This is a genomic window from Lysobacter capsici (assembly GCF_018732085.1).
Classification (GTDB): domain Bacteria; phylum Pseudomonadota; class Gammaproteobacteria; order Xanthomonadales; family Xanthomonadaceae; genus Lysobacter; species Lysobacter capsici_A.
In genome coordinates, this window is record NZ_CP076103.1 from 2,919,619 (window position 1) to 2,935,377 (window position 15,759).

Annotated in this window: 9 protein-coding genes; 1 reads left to right on the plus strand and 8 read right to left on the minus strand. The window is 67.2% G+C overall.

Annotated elements, in window-relative coordinates:
- Positions 1-5: 5 nt before the first annotated feature.
- The 6 genes from KME82_RS12410 to KME82_RS12435 are packed head-to-tail and all read right to left on the minus strand — an operon-like array spanning position 6 to position 13,140.
- Positions 6-674, minus strand: coding sequence for a class I SAM-dependent methyltransferase (locus KME82_RS12410; RefSeq protein ID WP_215498778.1), 669 nt, complete (start codon positions 672-674; stop codon positions 6-8).
- Entirely contained in the window at positions 671-3,430 is a 2,760-nt protein-coding gene (locus KME82_RS12415; protein WP_215498779.1) for a glycosyltransferase, read from the minus strand. The genes KME82_RS12410 and KME82_RS12415 overlap by 4 nt, the downstream gene beginning before the upstream one ends.
- Entirely contained in the window at positions 3,430-6,606 is a 3,177-nt protein-coding gene (locus KME82_RS12420; RefSeq protein ID WP_215498780.1) for a phage tail protein, read from the minus strand. Before KME82_RS12420 ends, KME82_RS12415 begins: the two co-directional genes overlap by 1 nt.
- A gap of 3 nt (positions 6,607-6,609) precedes the next feature.
- Positions 6,610-8,757 carry an ATP-binding protein gene (locus KME82_RS12425; protein ID WP_215498781.1) on the minus strand — a complete coding sequence of 716 codons (2,148 nt, stop codon included), beginning with the start codon at positions 8,755-8,757 and terminating at the stop codon, positions 6,610-6,612.
- Positions 8,754-10,904, minus strand: coding sequence for a hypothetical protein (locus tag KME82_RS12430; protein ID WP_215498782.1), 2,151 nt, complete (start codon positions 10,902-10,904; stop codon positions 8,754-8,756). Before KME82_RS12430 ends, KME82_RS12425 begins: the two co-directional genes overlap by 4 nt.
- Positions 10,905-10,911: 7 nt before the next feature.
- Entirely contained in the window at positions 10,912-13,140 is a 2,229-nt protein-coding gene (locus tag KME82_RS12435; RefSeq protein ID WP_215498783.1) for a vWA domain-containing protein, read from the minus strand.
- A 43-nt stretch (positions 13,141-13,183) separates the two neighbouring features.
- On the opposite strand from KME82_RS12435, the gene KME82_RS12440 reads away from it, so the two are divergent.
- The gene (locus tag KME82_RS12440) at positions 13,184-13,480 is read left to right on the plus strand and encodes a hypothetical protein (protein ID WP_215498784.1); all 297 of its coding nucleotides are present in this window, start codon (positions 13,184-13,186) and stop codon (positions 13,478-13,480) included.
- A 112-nt stretch (positions 13,481-13,592) separates the two neighbouring features.
- Here the strand turns inward: KME82_RS12440 and KME82_RS12445 are convergent, their stop codons facing one another.
- On the minus strand, positions 13,593-14,372 hold the full coding sequence (locus tag KME82_RS12445; protein ID WP_215498785.1) for a hypothetical protein: 780 nt from the start codon (positions 14,370-14,372) through the stop codon (positions 13,593-13,595).
- A gap of 22 nt (positions 14,373-14,394) precedes the next feature.
- Positions 14,395-15,753 (minus strand): hypothetical protein, encoded by a 1,359-nt coding sequence (locus tag KME82_RS12450; RefSeq protein ID WP_215498786.1) that lies wholly within the window; start codon positions 15,751-15,753, stop codon positions 14,395-14,397.
- Positions 15,754-15,759 lie beyond the last annotated feature (6 nt).

A 15,759-nucleotide genomic window follows, 5' to 3' on the forward strand; every position in this document is an offset into this window, starting at 1 on the left:
GACCGTCAGCGCAATGGCGCCCGATCCCAGCCGATCTGTTCGATCCGTCCGTCGAAGCCTTGCCGCACCGGCATGGGGAAGAACGCCGCGAGCCGTTCGATGTCGCCGGCATCGTGACGCAGCGCCGGCAACTGCGCGCGCCGCGCCGGCACGATCACCGACAGGTTGTAGCCGTAGGTCTTGAGCCGCGCGTCGCGGCAGTCGACGCCGGCGACGATCAGGTTGTACAGCAGCAATCCGGCGTTCCACAGGGTCAGATGCCCGCCGACGATGCGCGGCCGCGCCGGCGGCACGGTGATCGCGAGCCATCCGTCGGGCTTGGCGAAGTGCAGCAACCGTTGCAGGAAGCGGCCGACGTTGGGCTGGTGCTCCAGCGCGTGCGAGCACCACACCACATCGAAGCGTCGCTCGCTGGCGTAGTCGTCGAAATCGCCGACGAAATCCGGCGCGAAGCCACCGTAGGCTTCGAACGAGATCGTGGTGACGTGTTTGCCGTGGGCGCGCAGGTGCTCGGCTTGACGGCCGTTGCCGCAGCCCACGTCGAGCACGCTGTCGAAGGCGTAGTCGCGCAGCAGCAACGACAGCGCCTGATCGCCGAGCCACGGCGGCGCCGGCGGTTTGGCGGCGACGTGCGCCAGCCGCCGGGCGCGCGTGGGGCGGGCCAGCGATTTCATGCGACCGCCCGCCGTCTGTCCCCGGCCTGGCCCTGCGCGAGTTCAGCGGCCAGGCGCAGGTTCGCATCCAGCCAGGCACGCATGCCGAACTGCGGGCATTGCGGCGGCAGCTGTCGGCGGCGTTGCTGCCATGTTTCGCGCTGCACGAGGAGGTCATCGATCGCCCGCGCCATCGCGGCGACATCGTCGACCAGCCGGCCGCGTTCGCCGTCGGCGAGCAACTGCGGCGCCCAGCCCACATGCGGCGCGATCACCGGCACACCGGCGCGCAGCGCGTCGAACAGCGGCCACGGGCTGCAATCGGTGCGGCCGTTGACGACCACCGCGTCCAGGCGCGCGATCCATTGCGCGCAGCGCGCCAGGGGATAGCGCGACATCGGCCACAGCATGCAGTCGATGCCGGCGCGCTTGAGTTCGCGCGCGGCCGCGTCGAGCCGCTCGCCGGCCAGCACCACCCGCAGCGGCTGGCGCGCGAGTTTCACCGCGGCGATGAATTCGCTCAGGCCGCTGGGGTCGCTGTCCGGCGCGGCATTGAGCGACCGCTTGCCGGGTCGGCCGACCCAACCGATCTGGGCCGGTCCGTCACGACCGATCGACAGCTGCGCGCCATCGCTCCAGCCGACCGGCTGCATGAGCCAGCGTCGCCGCGACAGATCGATGCCGGCCTGTTCGAGCACCTGCTGCTGATCCGCGTGCGCCAGCATCAGGCCGCCGCAGCGCGCCACGTCGGCGCGCACGCCGCCGGATCGGTACAACTCCGCGCCGCCCAGATCGTGCAACTGCACCAGGCTGCGCATCGGATCGGGCGCGCGGCCGGATTCGCTCGCGCGCAGGAAGATCCAGGCATCGGCCTGGGCCAGGGGACGTTCGCTCGGCGCGACCCGATGGCCCGGTAGCGGCGTCGCCGCCAGCGCCTGTTTCCAATGTTCGAACAGCCAGCCCTTGTGTTCGGCGACCACGTTGATCACCGGCAGCGCGGGCGGTTGCGGCTTGGCGGTGCGGGTCGCGATCGCGCGCGGCGGCGGCCGCACGATCACCGAACCGGTGCGCGGCATCGGCCGTTCGCGCAGCGCCAGTTCCAGCAGGCCGGCGACGCGTTGCGGATCGGCCGCTTCGGCCAGACTGACCTGATGCGCGATCAGATGCTGCGCATACGCGCGACGGCAGGCGCGCGCCTGCGGCTCGTCGACGCTGGCCTGCAACTGCGACCAATCGCGCGGCGCTTCGCTCAGGAACGGCTCGGTCAGAAGCGGCGAGTTCGCACCGCGGCTGGGCCAGACGTTGCGACCCAGCACGATCGCCGGCACGTCCCACAGCAAGCCATCGTGGGCGACATTGCTGTTGAGGGTGAGAATGCCGCGGCATGCGCCGCCGCGCAGCATCTCGTGGATGTTGCCGCGCGTCTGCGGCCACAGCAGGTCGTGTTTGCGACGCAATTGCAGGCGCAGATGGCGATTGCCGGTGCGCGCGTCGGCCGGATGCTGCTTGAAGATCACCGGCCACGGCGGGTCCAGGCGCGAGACGTGATCGATCAAGGCCTGCATCGTGCGCAGCCGCGCCGGCGCATGGCGGACGATGTTGGTGTCGGACTCGATCTGCAGCGGCACCAGCAGGAACTGCGCCGGCAGGTTGCTCGCGGCCGGGCCGGTGGCCTGCATGTATTGGTAGTAGCCGCTGAACGCGGTCGACTTGATCGCGTTCAGGCGACGTTCGAGCTGCGCATCGCGTTCGGCATCGAGCGGCTGGCCGTCCCACGCGAACGGCGCGGCATGCGAGTCGGCGTTGATGCCGCGAGGACTGATCTGATAATCCCAGCGCGGCAGCCAGCCGTGTTCGCAATACAGGGTCGGGCCGGCGGTGCTGTAACCGCGGCCGTTCCAGACGATCGACAGTACGCGCGGATTGCGCGCGCAGCCGCGCGGATCGCGCACGACGGTGTGGCCCAGTTCGGCGGCCGAGCGGGCGAGGGTGTCGAGCAGATCGCCGACCAGGCCGGCGGAACGTTTTTCGATCGCGACTTTCATGCTGGGGCTCCGGGCCTGCGCGATGCGGGCGGGTGCGGGGAGGGCGACGGGCTCGGTCGATGCGGCGACGTGGGCGGCCGAGGCCGTCGGTGCGGGGCGTTCGTACCAGCCCGCGTCGTCGATACGCCCGCGCGGCAGCGCGGTGAGCCGGCTGATCGAACTGAGGTTGATCAACTCGATGCCGCCGCGCCGCAACGCCGCGCCCAACCGGCCGTATTGCGCATCGATTTCCTTCAAGCGGCCGGCCAGCGAATGCCGCCCGGTCATGGCGAAGAAATGATCGTCGGTGAAATCCACCCCGATCAGGCCGATCCGGCGCGCGCCCATCAGCGCGGCCAGGCGCACCGCGACATACGGCGAGTTCTGGCTGTAATGCAGCGCGCCGTCGGCCTCGGCGTCGACGCCGCCGTACTGGCCCAGGCGGAATCGCACCACCGGCGGCCGCACCGCGCCCAGTTCGAGCTGGGTGAACAGCACCTGCGCATTGGAACGCTCGACGAAGGCGTAGCGATCGCCCTTGAACTGCTGGCGCGGGTTGAGCACGACCAGATAGGTCGGGTCGAACAGGCGGCCGACGTCGTTGACGCCGATGGTCAGCAGCTCGTGCGGGCGCGGCAGTTCCAGCAGCGAGGGGCCGCAGCCGCAGACCACGGCGCTGACACCCTCGTGCCTGTCCTTGAAGGCCCGCAGGCCGTCAATGGAGGATATGGTCGACTGCCGGTTCGCGTCCATCAACTGACGATCCAGACGACTTTTACATTCTTCGCACCCTTGTCCCTCAGCACGCCGACGATGTAGTCCTTGGTGTCGTCGGTGGGTTCGCGCGGCGCCACGAAGTAGTAAGTGATCGGCGTATCCGGTCCGTACTTGCTGATCAGGTTGGACACCGTAGTGAAGTACTGGGTGATCTTGTGCAAGGCGAATTTGTCCGGCTTGCCTTGCGCATCGGTGGCATAGAAATCCTCGACCACGGTGAACTCGAACACGATCACCTGGGCCACCGCTTTCGGGGTGCCTGTCGGGGTCATGATCTCGGCGGTCGCGTCGGGCCGGTTGCTGAACGGATTGGCGGCGGCGCTGAGGTTCTTCTCGTAGTTCAATCGCGCCAGGTACTGCGCCGAATCCTTGCCGCTGTATTGGTCGCGTGGCTCGATCGGCGTGCCGACCCGGTTCTCGATCTTTGGCCGCAGCAGTTTGTCGACCAGCAATTTGGCCGCGCTGGCCCAAGCCGCGCCGCGATTGACCACAGCCGCCTTGGCCTTGGCCAGCAGGCTCTTGGTGTTGGGGTCCTTGACGCTGACCTTGACGATCTTGAGAACGCCCGAGCCCTTGTGCGCGCCTTTGTACTTCTTCGGCGGGCTGGCGACGTATTCGTAGTCCCAGTTGTCCTTGCCGTCGATGACGGTGAGCGATTTGAGGATCTTGTGGGCACCTTTGACCTTGGCCGCGACCTGTTGCGCTTCCTTCTTCTCGATGCGCTGCTTCTTGCTGCGCGCCTGGGTTTCGCTGTCGAGCATGGCCAGCGCGGCGGCCACCGCCTTCTTGTGCTCTTCACTGCCTTCCGCGGGCGGCTCGCCTTTCTTCCCGGTCAACTTGCCGAACAGCTTCTTGACGAAATCGGCGGCCTTCTTGAGCACCTTGTCGATCGCCTGATCGACCTTGGCCTGGACCTTGGTGATGAAGCCCTTGATCTTGGCGCTGATGCCGCCCAGGCCGATCAGCGCGGCCAGGAAGCCGATCAGGATCGGTACCGCGTTGCCCAGCGCCTGTTCGACCTTGCTGATCGCGCCGCCGATCGAACCGGTGGCGATGGCATGGATCGAGTTGATCACCGACTCGACGAATTCCATGATCTGCGCGGCGCGTTCGATCACGAACATCACCACGTTGATGATCATCATGATCGCCTGGATGATCGCCCCGGCCGGGTTGAACATCGACACGACCTTGGCTACCGCCTTCTGCACGATGGTGGTGACGATCCAGTCCTGGATCGCGCCGATCACCATGTCCTTCAGGCTCGACAGATCGCCCTTGACCTGTTCCCACAGCGCGGCCGGGCCGCCGCCGATCAGGGTCTGCAGGTAACCGACCAGTTTCTCGATCACCGTCACCGCGGTCGGGCCGAGCAGCTTCACCGCCTTGGCGCGCATGCGGTCGTAGGTGATGCCGAGCACGCCGAGCACCAGCTTGAGGATCGAGACCAGCGACAGGTCGCCGGGGATCTCGATGCCGGCGCTGCTGAGCGCGCCGAACAGCCACTTCATGAAGCCTTTCTTGAGATGGCCCCAGATGTTGCCGACGAAGGCCGAGAAGCCGCCCTTGACCGCGGCGATCAGGTTGGACAGGAAGCCGCCGGGGTTGTCGAGGATGAGATCGATGGTCTCCTGGCCCTTGCGCAGGATGCCCATCAGCCGGTCCTTGAATTCCATCAAGGCCTTGGCGACTTCGGCGATCTTTTCCTTGGCCTGGGTGACCAGTCCCTTGTTGGCGTCCTGGATCGCCTTGAGCGCTTCGTCGGCCTTGTCGAAGGCTTCCTTGTATTTCTGCGCGAGGCCTTCGGCGAGCTGTTGTTTCTTGTCGTCGATCCCGGACTTGAGTTCGCCGAACTTGTCGGCGTACTCCGCGGTGAGCTGGGCGCCGCGCGCGCGCACCGCCGGCGACAGCGCGGCCTGGGCGGCGGCGATCTTGCCCTGGGCCTGGGCGACATCGTTCTTGGCCGCGGCCAGTTCGCGTTCGACCAGGTTGGCGACCTTGACCGCCAGCGCGTCCATCGCCGAGGTGAACAGCTTGCGTCCGGTCTCGTAGAAGCGGTTGACCTCCGGCGGCAGGTCGAGGATCTGGTCCTTGATCCACAGCAGCGAGCCGCCGGGCATCAGCAGGTAGCGCTCGAGCTTGTACTTGAACAGCGCGTCCTCGACATAGCTCTTCATGCTGTTCAAGGCCGCGTCGGTGCCCTGATCGAACATCGCGTTGACGGTGGTGTCCAGGGTCTCCAGGCGTTTGTCGACCGTCGCCTTGGCGGTGTTGAAGGTGGCGACGACGAAGTTGGTGAACTTGCTCAGTTCCAGCTCTTCGCGCGCCTTTTGTTGTTCCTGCTTGGATGCGACCTTGGCCTTGCTGCCGCCCTTGGTCGCGAGCAGGCTGCTCACGCCCTTGCCGGCGACGCCCTTGGCCTGCGCGCCGGCCTTGCCGAGCGTCGCCGCTTCGCTGCCGCGGTATTGCGCAGGGCCGGCGTCGGCTTGTTTGTGCACGGCCTTTTCCGCGCTCATCACTGCCGAGAACCGCGGGTCGTTGGCGTTGGTCAGACGGGTTTCGGTCTGCTTGGTCGCTTTCTTGGCGTCGGCGACTTCGGTCTTGCTGTCTTCCAGCGAGACCTCCGCGGCCGGTTTGGGCGCGGGCATCGCCGCGGCGGCGTCGACCTGCGGCGCGGGTGCGCCGGGCTCGGGCGGAATCGGGGTGACCGGTTTGGCGGCGACGCCGGCTTCCGATGGCGCCGCGTTGGAGTTCTGCTTGAGGTCGCCGGTCGCGGCCTGTTTCTGATTGCCGACTTCGCCCTTGAGCGAGCCCTTGATCTCGTTGCCCGAGCCGCCCTTCATGAATTTCTCGGTGTCGCCCAGGGTCTTGGGCATCACCTTTTCGATTTCCGCGCGCAGCATCGACAGGAAACTGGCGGTCTGCGGCTTGGGCGTGTCGCTTTGTTCGAGCTTGTCGACCTGCTTGGCGCGCGCGCCGGCGGCCTTTTCGTTGGCCGGGCCCTTGGCGGCCTTGGCCGATTCGTCGGACTTGCGCGACGGCGGCGGATGCTGCTTGAGCCGGCGGCTGTCGGCGTCGAGCTTGGACACCACGCGTTGATAGCGCGGATCGGAACGCGGATCGGCCCGCCTGGCGATGCGCGCGACGGCCATGGGTCAGGCGCCCGAAGTCGAAGGTGTTGTCGAGCGTGTGAGCGAGGATGCGACCGGACGCGGCTCGCGTTCGGCCACGCGCATCGGGCAGTTGCCGCCGATCTTGCGGTACTCGCGTGTGAGCGCCGCCTGGAGGTGCGATGTGCCGACTTGCCCGCCGCTGCGCAGGGCCAGCAAGCGCGCATGCACGACCACGTTGCGCCACTGGCCGCCGCTGAGCGCGCAGCGGCTGGCCGCGTCCTGCAGCCAGGCTTCGTCGCAGTCGCTGTCGCCCAGGTGCAGGCGCACGATCTCGTAGCGCCGCCACGCATCGGGCGCGCGGAAGTTGATCACCACGTCCATGCGCCGGGCGAAGGCGCGGTCGATGCGGTCGGCGGCGTTGCTGGTGACCACCAGGATGCCTTCGAACGATTCGATCCGCTGCAGCAGGAAATTGGTTTCCAGATTGGCGTAGCGGTCGTGCGAGGAGCCGACGTCGGTGCGGTTGGCCATCAGCGCGTCGCCTTCGTCGAGCAGCAGCACCACGTCGAGTTCCTCGGCGGCGCTGAGCGCGCGATCGAGGTTCTTCTCGGTTTCGCCCAGGTATTTGTTGACCGCCGAGGCCAGGTCGATGCGATACACGTCCTTGCCCAGTTCGACCGCGAGCATGCGCGCGGCCAGGGTCTTGCCGGTGCCGCTGGGTCCGGCGAACAAGGCGCGCACGCCGACCCCGCCCAGTGCGACCGTGGCCGAGGCGCCGGCCAGCGGTTCGCGCCATTGGCAGCGGGTGACCAAAGCGTCGATCTCGTCGCGGGTGATGTCGTCGACGATCAGTTCGCTCAGCGAGCCCTCGGCCGGCAATCGCGTCGCCAGCGTGTCCAGACGCGCGGTCGGCAAGCCGCGACAAGCGCGACGCAAGTCCTCGCGCAGCGGTTGCTCGCGCTGCGCGAGTTGCGCGAACGCATTCGCGCTGGCCGCGACCTGGCGCAGATGGCCGCTCGACAGGCGCCGCCATCCGGCCAGTTCGCTCAGGCTTTGCGCCGACGCCTGCGGCAGGCAGACGCGCCAATGCGCCAGACGCTGGCTCGGGCCGGGCAACGGCAGCTCGACATCCAGCACCGGCCGGTTGCCGGCGCAGGACCAGGCGCCTTGACGATTGGTGACCACCAGCAAGGGCGCATCGACCAAGGGCAAGGCCGCCAGTTGCCGGGTTTCGCCCGGTACCGAATCGGCTTCGATCGCCGGCACTGCGTCGAGCATCGCCGCCAGCACGCCGAACAGACGCCAGCGGGTTTCGTCTTCGAACACGCTCGCGTCGGCCCACAGCAGGTCCTTGCCGAGCGCCTGCGCGAGCACGCCGGCCAGGGTCTTGCGGCCGTTGCGGACCGCGCCGCGGATCAGCAGGGTCGGCGCCGCCGCCTCGTTGCGCAGCGCCTGCAAAAGCATTTCGCAGTGCAGTTCTTCGTTGGGAGCGATGTAGTCGTGCAGTCGCGGCAATTGCGCGTGCGGACAATGCCGCAGCCAGCGCGTGGCGGTGAGTTCGCCGCGCAATCCGTCCCAGACGGCGAGATGCACCGTCGGCGTCCAGTCCGGTCGCGGCGCGTCGTGGTTGAGCAGTTGCAGCAGGCCCAGTTCGATCAGTCGGTGCAGCGAACGCCGCACCGGATCGACGCTGTCGCCGCCATCGTGATCGCGCCACCACGCCATCAACAGGCCGAAGCTGGGGCGGCCGTCGCGGCGCAGGCCGGTGTCGAATCCGCCGTGCCGGTCCTGCGCCTGTTCGCGATGGGCGTGTTCGAACAGCGCGCCGAAGCGCGGGTCTTCCTCGATCAGGCCGACCGCGAGCAGCAGTTCCAGGTCCAGCGCGCCCAGGCCGGCGCGTTGCAGGGCGAGCAGCGGCAGGGGCGCTTGTCGGTCGCGCGCGGTTTGCTCCCAGGCGCTCAGCGCCGCGCGCCAGTGCAGCGCGGGTGCATCGAGATGGCCCAGGGTGCTTTCGATTTCCTCGACGTAGTCGGCCAGGAATGGATGCAGTTGTATCGCCGCGTCGACATCCTCGGCGCAGGCTTCGATCAAGGTCGCGATCACCGCGTACAGGGCGAGTTTGAGATGTTGCTCGGCGCGACAGGGACGGTCGGCGAAGACATCGGCGGATGCGGCGGGCAGGGCGTTCATGCGCGGTCTCCGGCGCGGTCGATGTGGCCGGGACCGATGCTGTCGAAACCGGCGGCGTCGAAATGGAAGCGGACGCTGCGTCCGGCCGCGGGAATCCAGCCCGGATCGCGATCCAGCCCAGCGATGCGCAGCGACAGCGGCAGGTTCGCCAGCGACAGATGCACGTCGACGTGGGTGAGATCGCACCGCACCCGCGCGCGGTGGCGACAGACCTGCGCGGGAAGATCGGCGTCGCGTGCCTCCAGGCCGAGTGCGAGCGCGATGCGTACACGCAGGTAAGGCAGCAGGCGATCGAGCCAGGCTTGGGCCGTCTGGCGCGAACGGGTTCGCGATGGCAAACGGGCGATGCGTTGCAGCGTGGCGCCGCGCAGGTGCTCGCGTGTGGCGCACAGGGTCGCGGCTTGAATGGCGGGGGACAGGTCGCGATCGCGCGGCTGGTCGAATACGACGAAACCGCGCGGGTGCCAGATGCGTAGGCGGGCCGTGTCGGCGTGATGGCCGAGGCGATCGATCCCACCCCACGGGCGCAGCCACGCGTCCGGCATGGACCAGTCGCCGCCGGGATCGAAATCGGAACCGGGTCGTCGATTTGCACTGCGGCCAGCCAATTCCGCCAACACGACGTCCAACGGATCGCTCCGGAACGAAGCGCCGAACCAGGCGCGTCCGATCATCGCCAGCCAGTCCCAAGGCGAGAGCGGAATTCCCGGTGTGCGTGGTGAGGTGAAGTCGCCGTACAGGTCCAGTGCCAGGGCGACGTTGAGCAGATACAACAATCCGCCGAAGTCGGTGTCGACGCTGCGTGCGGTGTATTCGTTGCCGGCGGCGTCGGACGAGGGCGCTGGTGACTCGTCGAGTTCCGTGTCCGGTTCCGCGGCCGGGTCGACGATGGGCGAGGGGAGGTTCTCGGCCTGGGCAGCGTCCGTGTTCGCGGCGTAGTCGGCGGCGTTCGGTTCGATGCTGGCTTGCGCGTTATGGTCTTTCGCGGTGACGGGGGGATCGACCTTTGCAGGTATCGCCGAGCGGCTTGGTTCGGTTGCGGTTGCAAGCGCGCCGGACGAAACATCGAACGACGACGGGGGTTGTTTTTGATCCTGCGCGGCTGCTTGACGCTTATGGGATGGGCCGGATACGAGCACTTCGTTCGAATCGGCGATGCGCACCGGCGGTGCGGCGCTTGAGCGCGTGCGACGAACGGTGTCGGTCTCAGGTTCGATCCGGTCGGCTTCAACGGGCTCGTCGTCGATGGCAGCCTGGGAATCGATCCAACGGTGCAAGGTGCCGACGAACTCTTGGCTGCGCAGCCAGTTCGGATCGTGCATCGCCATGCGCGCATGGGCGAGCAGCCGTTGCGCCGGTGAACGCAAGCGGGCGGTAAGCAACTCGGGAGCGGCGGCAAGCAGGCGCGCGACGGCGCGCGATGGCGCCAAGGTCGAATCGGAAGCCTGCGCGGAGTGCGCCGCGGCATTCGTCGATGCCTTCGCTGTTGACGCAGCCGCGGTGATGCTCGCCTCACGCGTCCCCGGGGCGACACCGATGTTGCGATCGTCGAGGTCGGGCAAACGCGGATGCCGCATCGGGCGCTCCACCAGGGGCACCGCATAATCGCGAACCAGCGCGTCCAAACCACGTACCGCATCCGGGTCCGGCAATCGCCTCAACCAGGCGACCGCATCGCCGCGGCCGCACAGCATCGCCAGCAACGACACCACGCGCCCGCCATGATCGAGCACCTGCTCGCGCAGCCATTGATCGGGATCGCGCCCGTCGAGCACGCCGGGCCACCACCATCGCTGCGACACCCGGCCGCGCAGTGCATCGCGGGCCAGGCAAGCAGCGAGTTCGCCGCGATCGAACCACACCGCCTCGGCTTCGGCGGCACGTTCGTCCAGCCACGGTCGGCGCGCGTTGCGGCTATGTGCGTGCAACGCCTGGGTCACCGTCTGCGCCAGCGTTGCGCGTGCGCCGCGCCTTGCGACCAACCGGCGCACCAGCAGCAGGGCGCCAGCGGGCAAGCCGCGCGGCGTCCAGTCGACCGCATCGAGTGCGCGTTCCAGCCGCAGCCGGGCGAGCAGGCGATCGTGCTCAGTGCCGCGCAGCGTGACGCTGCGCAGCTGTTTCAGATCGCGATGCGCGTCCGGCCGCATGCCGTGCTCACTTGCGCCGCAGCAGGAACAACAGCAGCAACACGATCAGGATCAACCACCACCAGCGCTTCCACCACGGCTGGCCGGGCCCCGCAGGACCATTGCCGATGATGTCGTCGCCGATGCTGTTGCCGGACGTCAGCGTGCCGGCCGGCGGAACGAAACCGTCCGGGCGATAGATGGGTTCGGGCAGGAAGTGCAGCGAGACCTTCGGCGGATCGCCAGTAAAAGGAATCTGCACGGTGTAGGTGCCGTCCAGATTGTCCTTGGGCTTGACCGGCGCCTGGCCTTGCACGTTGAACCAGAAGTAGTTCGCCCAGCCAGGCCCCATCTTGCCGCCGAGCACGTTCTTCGGGGTGGCGACGATGACCACGGCCTTGCCGCCGTCGATCGTCACGATGTTGCTGGTGTATTGGGTCTTGGCCGGATCGGGCAGCGAGCGGACATGCACGGTGCGGATCTGCTGGCGCACGAATTGGCCGCCGGAATCGGATTTGCCTTGCACCAGGAACACGAAGTTGTAGTGACCTTCGAATTCGGCCGGAACCGATGCGGTGTAAATGCCGTCGTTGGCCTTGTCGTCGCCGCTGGCCGGCGAGCCGTCGTCGCGAAGGATCACTTCGTTCTGATTCTGCTTGAGTGCCCCGGCGTCGGCGCTGAGGATCGCGGCGAGTTTATTCTGCGCCGCAGTTCCGTTGTCGCCGGCGGGCGAGGGCGACGGTTGCGCGGCCGAATCCGACAGAACGTCGCCGACGTTGTTGCCCGGACTGACCACGATCGCCTTGACGATGGCGCCGGCCTGGCTGTTGAGGCCCTTGAGCGTCTTGCCGAAATCGTTGATCTGCGCGGTCAGCTTGATCTTGCCGCCAACCGCGTATTCGGCGTTGGCCGCGCCCAACGAGGAGTTGAGGGTGACGTCGTCACCCAGCAGAACGAAATTGAACGGCACCGGATTCTTGCCGTCGTTGTTGCTCAACACCCGCATCTTCCATTCGCCGAAGCCGTTGTTGCCGCCAGGCAGGGGTAGGCGGAAACCGTCGCTGATCGCACCGGAGGTGTTCCAAGTCGGTGCAACGAAGATCATCGGCGCGCCGCCGCCGGGCGGGGTCAGCTCCAGCCGCACACCACCTTGCTGGCCGGGTTGCGGGGTGAGGTTGAAGGCCAGGCGGGTGGTCGAACTGGTGACCGGGAAAGTAGTCTGGAACGGCGCGGTATAGAGGGTTTTGTCCTGAATGACCCGCATGGTCTCGACGGTGCTGAACTTATGGAAGTTCTGCAGTGCCTGAAGGAAGAACGCGTCCAGCTCGGCCGCTGGGTGGGTGGTGTTGAGCGAATAGCCGCCGGTGATGTTGGCCAGGGCCTGGTTGATCGGCGCATCGGGACCGAACTCGTTGCCGACGGTGACCGAATACAGTTGGAACGGTTGCTTCGGCAGCGGCGTGGGATTGGTGATGTTGCCCGCATCGTCCGAGGTCTTGATCTGGCCGCCGTCGGCGAAGGCGAAGCGCGGCGTGTTCTGCGCACCGTCGGTCATCAACAGCACCACGCGACGGTTGGGACCGCCGGAGGCCGGCAATGCATCGGCGCCGGTGGCCGCTTCCAAGCCATCGCCGATCGAGGTCGCGCCTCCCAAGGTCACCGGATTGAGCGCCGCCGACAATGTGGCCGGCGTCGAGCCGGTAAACGGCACCAGCTTGCTGCCGACACCGGAGGTCAGCCATTGCAGCGAATCATCGAAGAACACCACGCCGATATGGTCTTCGGGCGATTGGATCGCGCCGGTGATCGATTCGGTGTTGCGCAGCGTGTTCCACATGGCCACGAACTGGTTGGTGGCGGTCTTGAGCTTGTCCAGCCGCGAGGTGGCACCGCCGTCAGTCGAGGACATGCTGCCGGAACGGTCTAGCACCAGCACCGCATCCAGTCCCGTGCGTCCGCTGGTGAACTCGGGCGCGGGTTCGGTCACGGTGGCGAAGGGGCCGTCGTTGGCCGGCACCGGTCGGTACAGCGTCTGCGGGCACGGGCCGCCAACCTCGCGGTCGAGGCTCTGCAAGGCGACGCCTTGGATCCGTGGGCTCGGAACGCTGACGGTCCATTCCTCGTCCCCGGTCATCGTGCTGGCGCAGGTAGGCGCGCTTTCGTCGACGTTGGTGAGCAGTTGGATTAGCAGCACCACTTTGCGATTGTCGGCCGAGGCCGGGTCGGCGCCAGTCTGTTGCGGTTTGATTACGGTCACCGCGTCTGCAACAGTCAAACCGGGAGGTGCGTCGAAATCGGCGGTGCAGGTCAAGCCCGCGAAGCAGTCGAAGGCATTCGTTGTCAGATTGATTGGCAAAGAAGTGCGGGTGCCGTTGGGGCTTTTGATGGTCACAACGACTGGCGAGGAGTTGTCCAGTTGCAAGGTCAGCTTCATCGCGCTGAGTTGCAGTTGGCCCGCGCCGACCCGTTGCGGCACCTTGATCTTGACCTCGGACACCGCCGCGCTGGCAACGGCGCAGGCGCTCAGCAGCGCGCTGGCGGCGACGAGCCTGAGCAAAGTACGCCAGCGGCCACCGGGCCGTTCGCATCTCGCATGACGGGAGGATGTGGATGTGGACATGGTGACCTCGATACTGGAAGTGGAACGGCCCCGGATGGACGGTTCGGTGGCGGACGATCGGAAAAGACAATCGATACGGCTGCGCGCGCTCAGCTCATGCGTCGCACCTGAACGCCCTGAGTGACCGGGTTATTGGCGCCGGGCGCTGTGATCTCGACGAAGCCGGGAGCCGATTGACCGACGATGGGAATCAACGACGCGCCGATCGGCGGCAACATCACCACCAGGGTCGAATCCTGCGATGCCGGCAGGATCACCGAGGCGACCGGATCGATCACCAGCGACTCGCCGGCATTGGCCGGGAACGCGACCTGGGTCTGGCCGACGTTGAAGATCAGTCGGACCCGATTGCTGGTCGCCGGCGAGGCGAAATTGCGTCCGACGATGCGTGCGTTCTGGCCCGAACGCAGCGGCGTGGTGTTGGTGCCGTGATCGGTGATCGCGCTGACGGTCGGGTCCGGCGGCGCGGCGATCTGCGGCTTGAGCAGGAAATTCCGCTCGCCGGTGCCCTTGCTGTTGACCACCCGCACCACCACCGACTTGCTGCCCGATGGCGGCACCACGATCGAGATCGGGATGTTGAATACCAACTGGCTTGCGCTGCTGCCGAGCAGGAACGAAGCCGGCGCGATCGGGATGCCGTCGATGCTGAGATTGTTGCTGCCGATGGGGAAATCGAAGTCGCCCAGTACGATGAGGTTCTTGCCCACGTTCTGTTCGCTGGCCGGATCGAAACCGGTGATCAGATTGCCCGACGGCCCGCTGCCGGCCAGCAGCGTGTCGTGTTCGTTGAGCAAGCCGATGATGCGGTTGAGCAGGTCCGACGAAATCACGTCGCCGGGGCGCACCTTGTCCTGTATCGCTGCCATAAGGCCTCCTGTAGGCGTTGTGCTACGAAACGACGCAGCTGTCCGCGTAGTTGCTGAAGTCCGCGCGCGCCAAGTCCAGGCGCGCCACGGCGGGATCGGAAATCTGTCCGCTGGCGAATGCCAGCACCGGTTGCACGGGGCGGCCGTCGAACATCGCCTTGACGTTCTGCCACGGACGCCACACCCACAGCAGTTCCTTCTGATCGATATCAGTCGGTGCGTGAGTCAACGCCTGCTGTTGCAGCGCGCCGAGTTGACGCATGTCGATGAAAGGCGTGCTCTGTCCCGAGGCAGGCGACGGCCGTCGCGCGATACCGTTGAAAAACGCCGAATCGTCGAACCCGCGCAGCGGAAGCCGTTGCAGCGGCACGATCCCGAACGGCGGCAGATAACGGAAGTACTGACTGGCGTTCAACGTTGCAGGCGCGCCGCTCGCCGCCAGCACATCGCCCAGTTGCTGCTGGAACTGCGCGCACATCGCATGCGCTTCGACCAGCCGCCGCGCGCGCGCGACGAACGCGAACGAGGACAGCTCGCCCGGCACCAGCGGATTGCGCTGGAACGAGAATCCCGACAGCGCGTCGGGTGCGAGCAAGCCGCGCCGCACCGCCCAGGTGTCGACGAAGTTGAGGCCGGCCGCGGTCCAGTACACCAGCGCGATCGGCACCTCGCAGTCGCTCAGTGCGCCGCTGCGTAGTTCGTCGACCAGGCCGTAGCTCGGCGGGTCGACCCGCCAGGGATCGAAGCTGGCGGTGTCGCGCGCTTCGACGCCGAAGCAGCGGTAGGCCAGGCGATTGCGGAACAGCGGCGAGGACGGGTCGAGATCGGCGAAGCGCAGCGGATTGATCGCGAGCAGCCGGAACTGCACCGCGTCGACGGTGGCGTCGGTGTTGCAACGCACGTTGGACGGGTCCAGGCCGTTGCTCGGCGCGCGCCCTTCGCTCGACTGCGCCGGCGCGATCGTCAGCACGTACACGCCGGCGCCGGCGACGTAGGTGCCGTCGGCGAGCGGATTGCATTGCGCGAACACGCACTGGCAGCCGTCGCCGCCGTCGTCGGCGTCGTAGCGGCGGGTCAGGGCGACGCTGGTGTCGGCGCCCAGGCGCAGGGTCTGGCCGAGGCGGTTGATCGCCAGCCCGGCGCGCACGCGCAGCACCGGTGCGCTGGCTTGATCCAGATCGGGATCGCGCGCGGCTTCCAGGCCGAACGCGACGCCGTCGCCGATCGCCAGGCCCAGCCGCGCATCGGCCTGGCGATGGGCGAGCTGATCGCGCGCGAGGTCCTTGCCGGTCAGCAGCCGGCCGTTGAAGAAATTGACCTGGCGGATGCCGCCTTCCTTCAAGGGCTGCTGCAATTGCAGGACATTGTCGAGAGTGCTCATGGCCGC

Excerpts from the sequence above, each read along its gene's own strand:
- KME82_RS12450 (WP_215498786.1), bottom strand. The coding sequence starts at position 15,753 with ATGAGCACTCTCGACAATGTCCTGCAATTGCAGCAGCCCTTGAAGGAA.
- KME82_RS12425 (WP_215498781.1), bottom strand. The coding sequence starts at position 8,757 with ATGAACGCCCTGCCCGCCGCATCCGCCGATGTCTTCGCCGACCGTCCC.
- KME82_RS12430 (WP_215498782.1), bottom strand. The coding sequence starts at position 10,904 with ATGCGGCCGGACGCGCATCGCGATCTGAAACAGCTGCGCAGCGTCACG.
- KME82_RS12410 (WP_215498778.1), bottom strand. The coding sequence starts at position 674 with ATGAAATCGCTGGCCCGCCCCACGCGCGCCCGGCGGCTGGCGCACGTC.
- KME82_RS12445 (WP_215498785.1), bottom strand. The coding sequence starts at position 14,372 with ATGGCAGCGATACAGGACAAGGTGCGCCCCGGCGACGTGATTTCGTCG.
- KME82_RS12415 (WP_215498779.1), bottom strand. The coding sequence starts at position 3,430 with ATGGACGCGAACCGGCAGTCGACCATATCCTCCATTGACGGCCTGCGG.
- KME82_RS12420 (WP_215498780.1), bottom strand. The coding sequence starts at position 6,606 with ATGGCCGTCGCGCGCATCGCCAGGCGGGCCGATCCGCGTTCCGATCCG.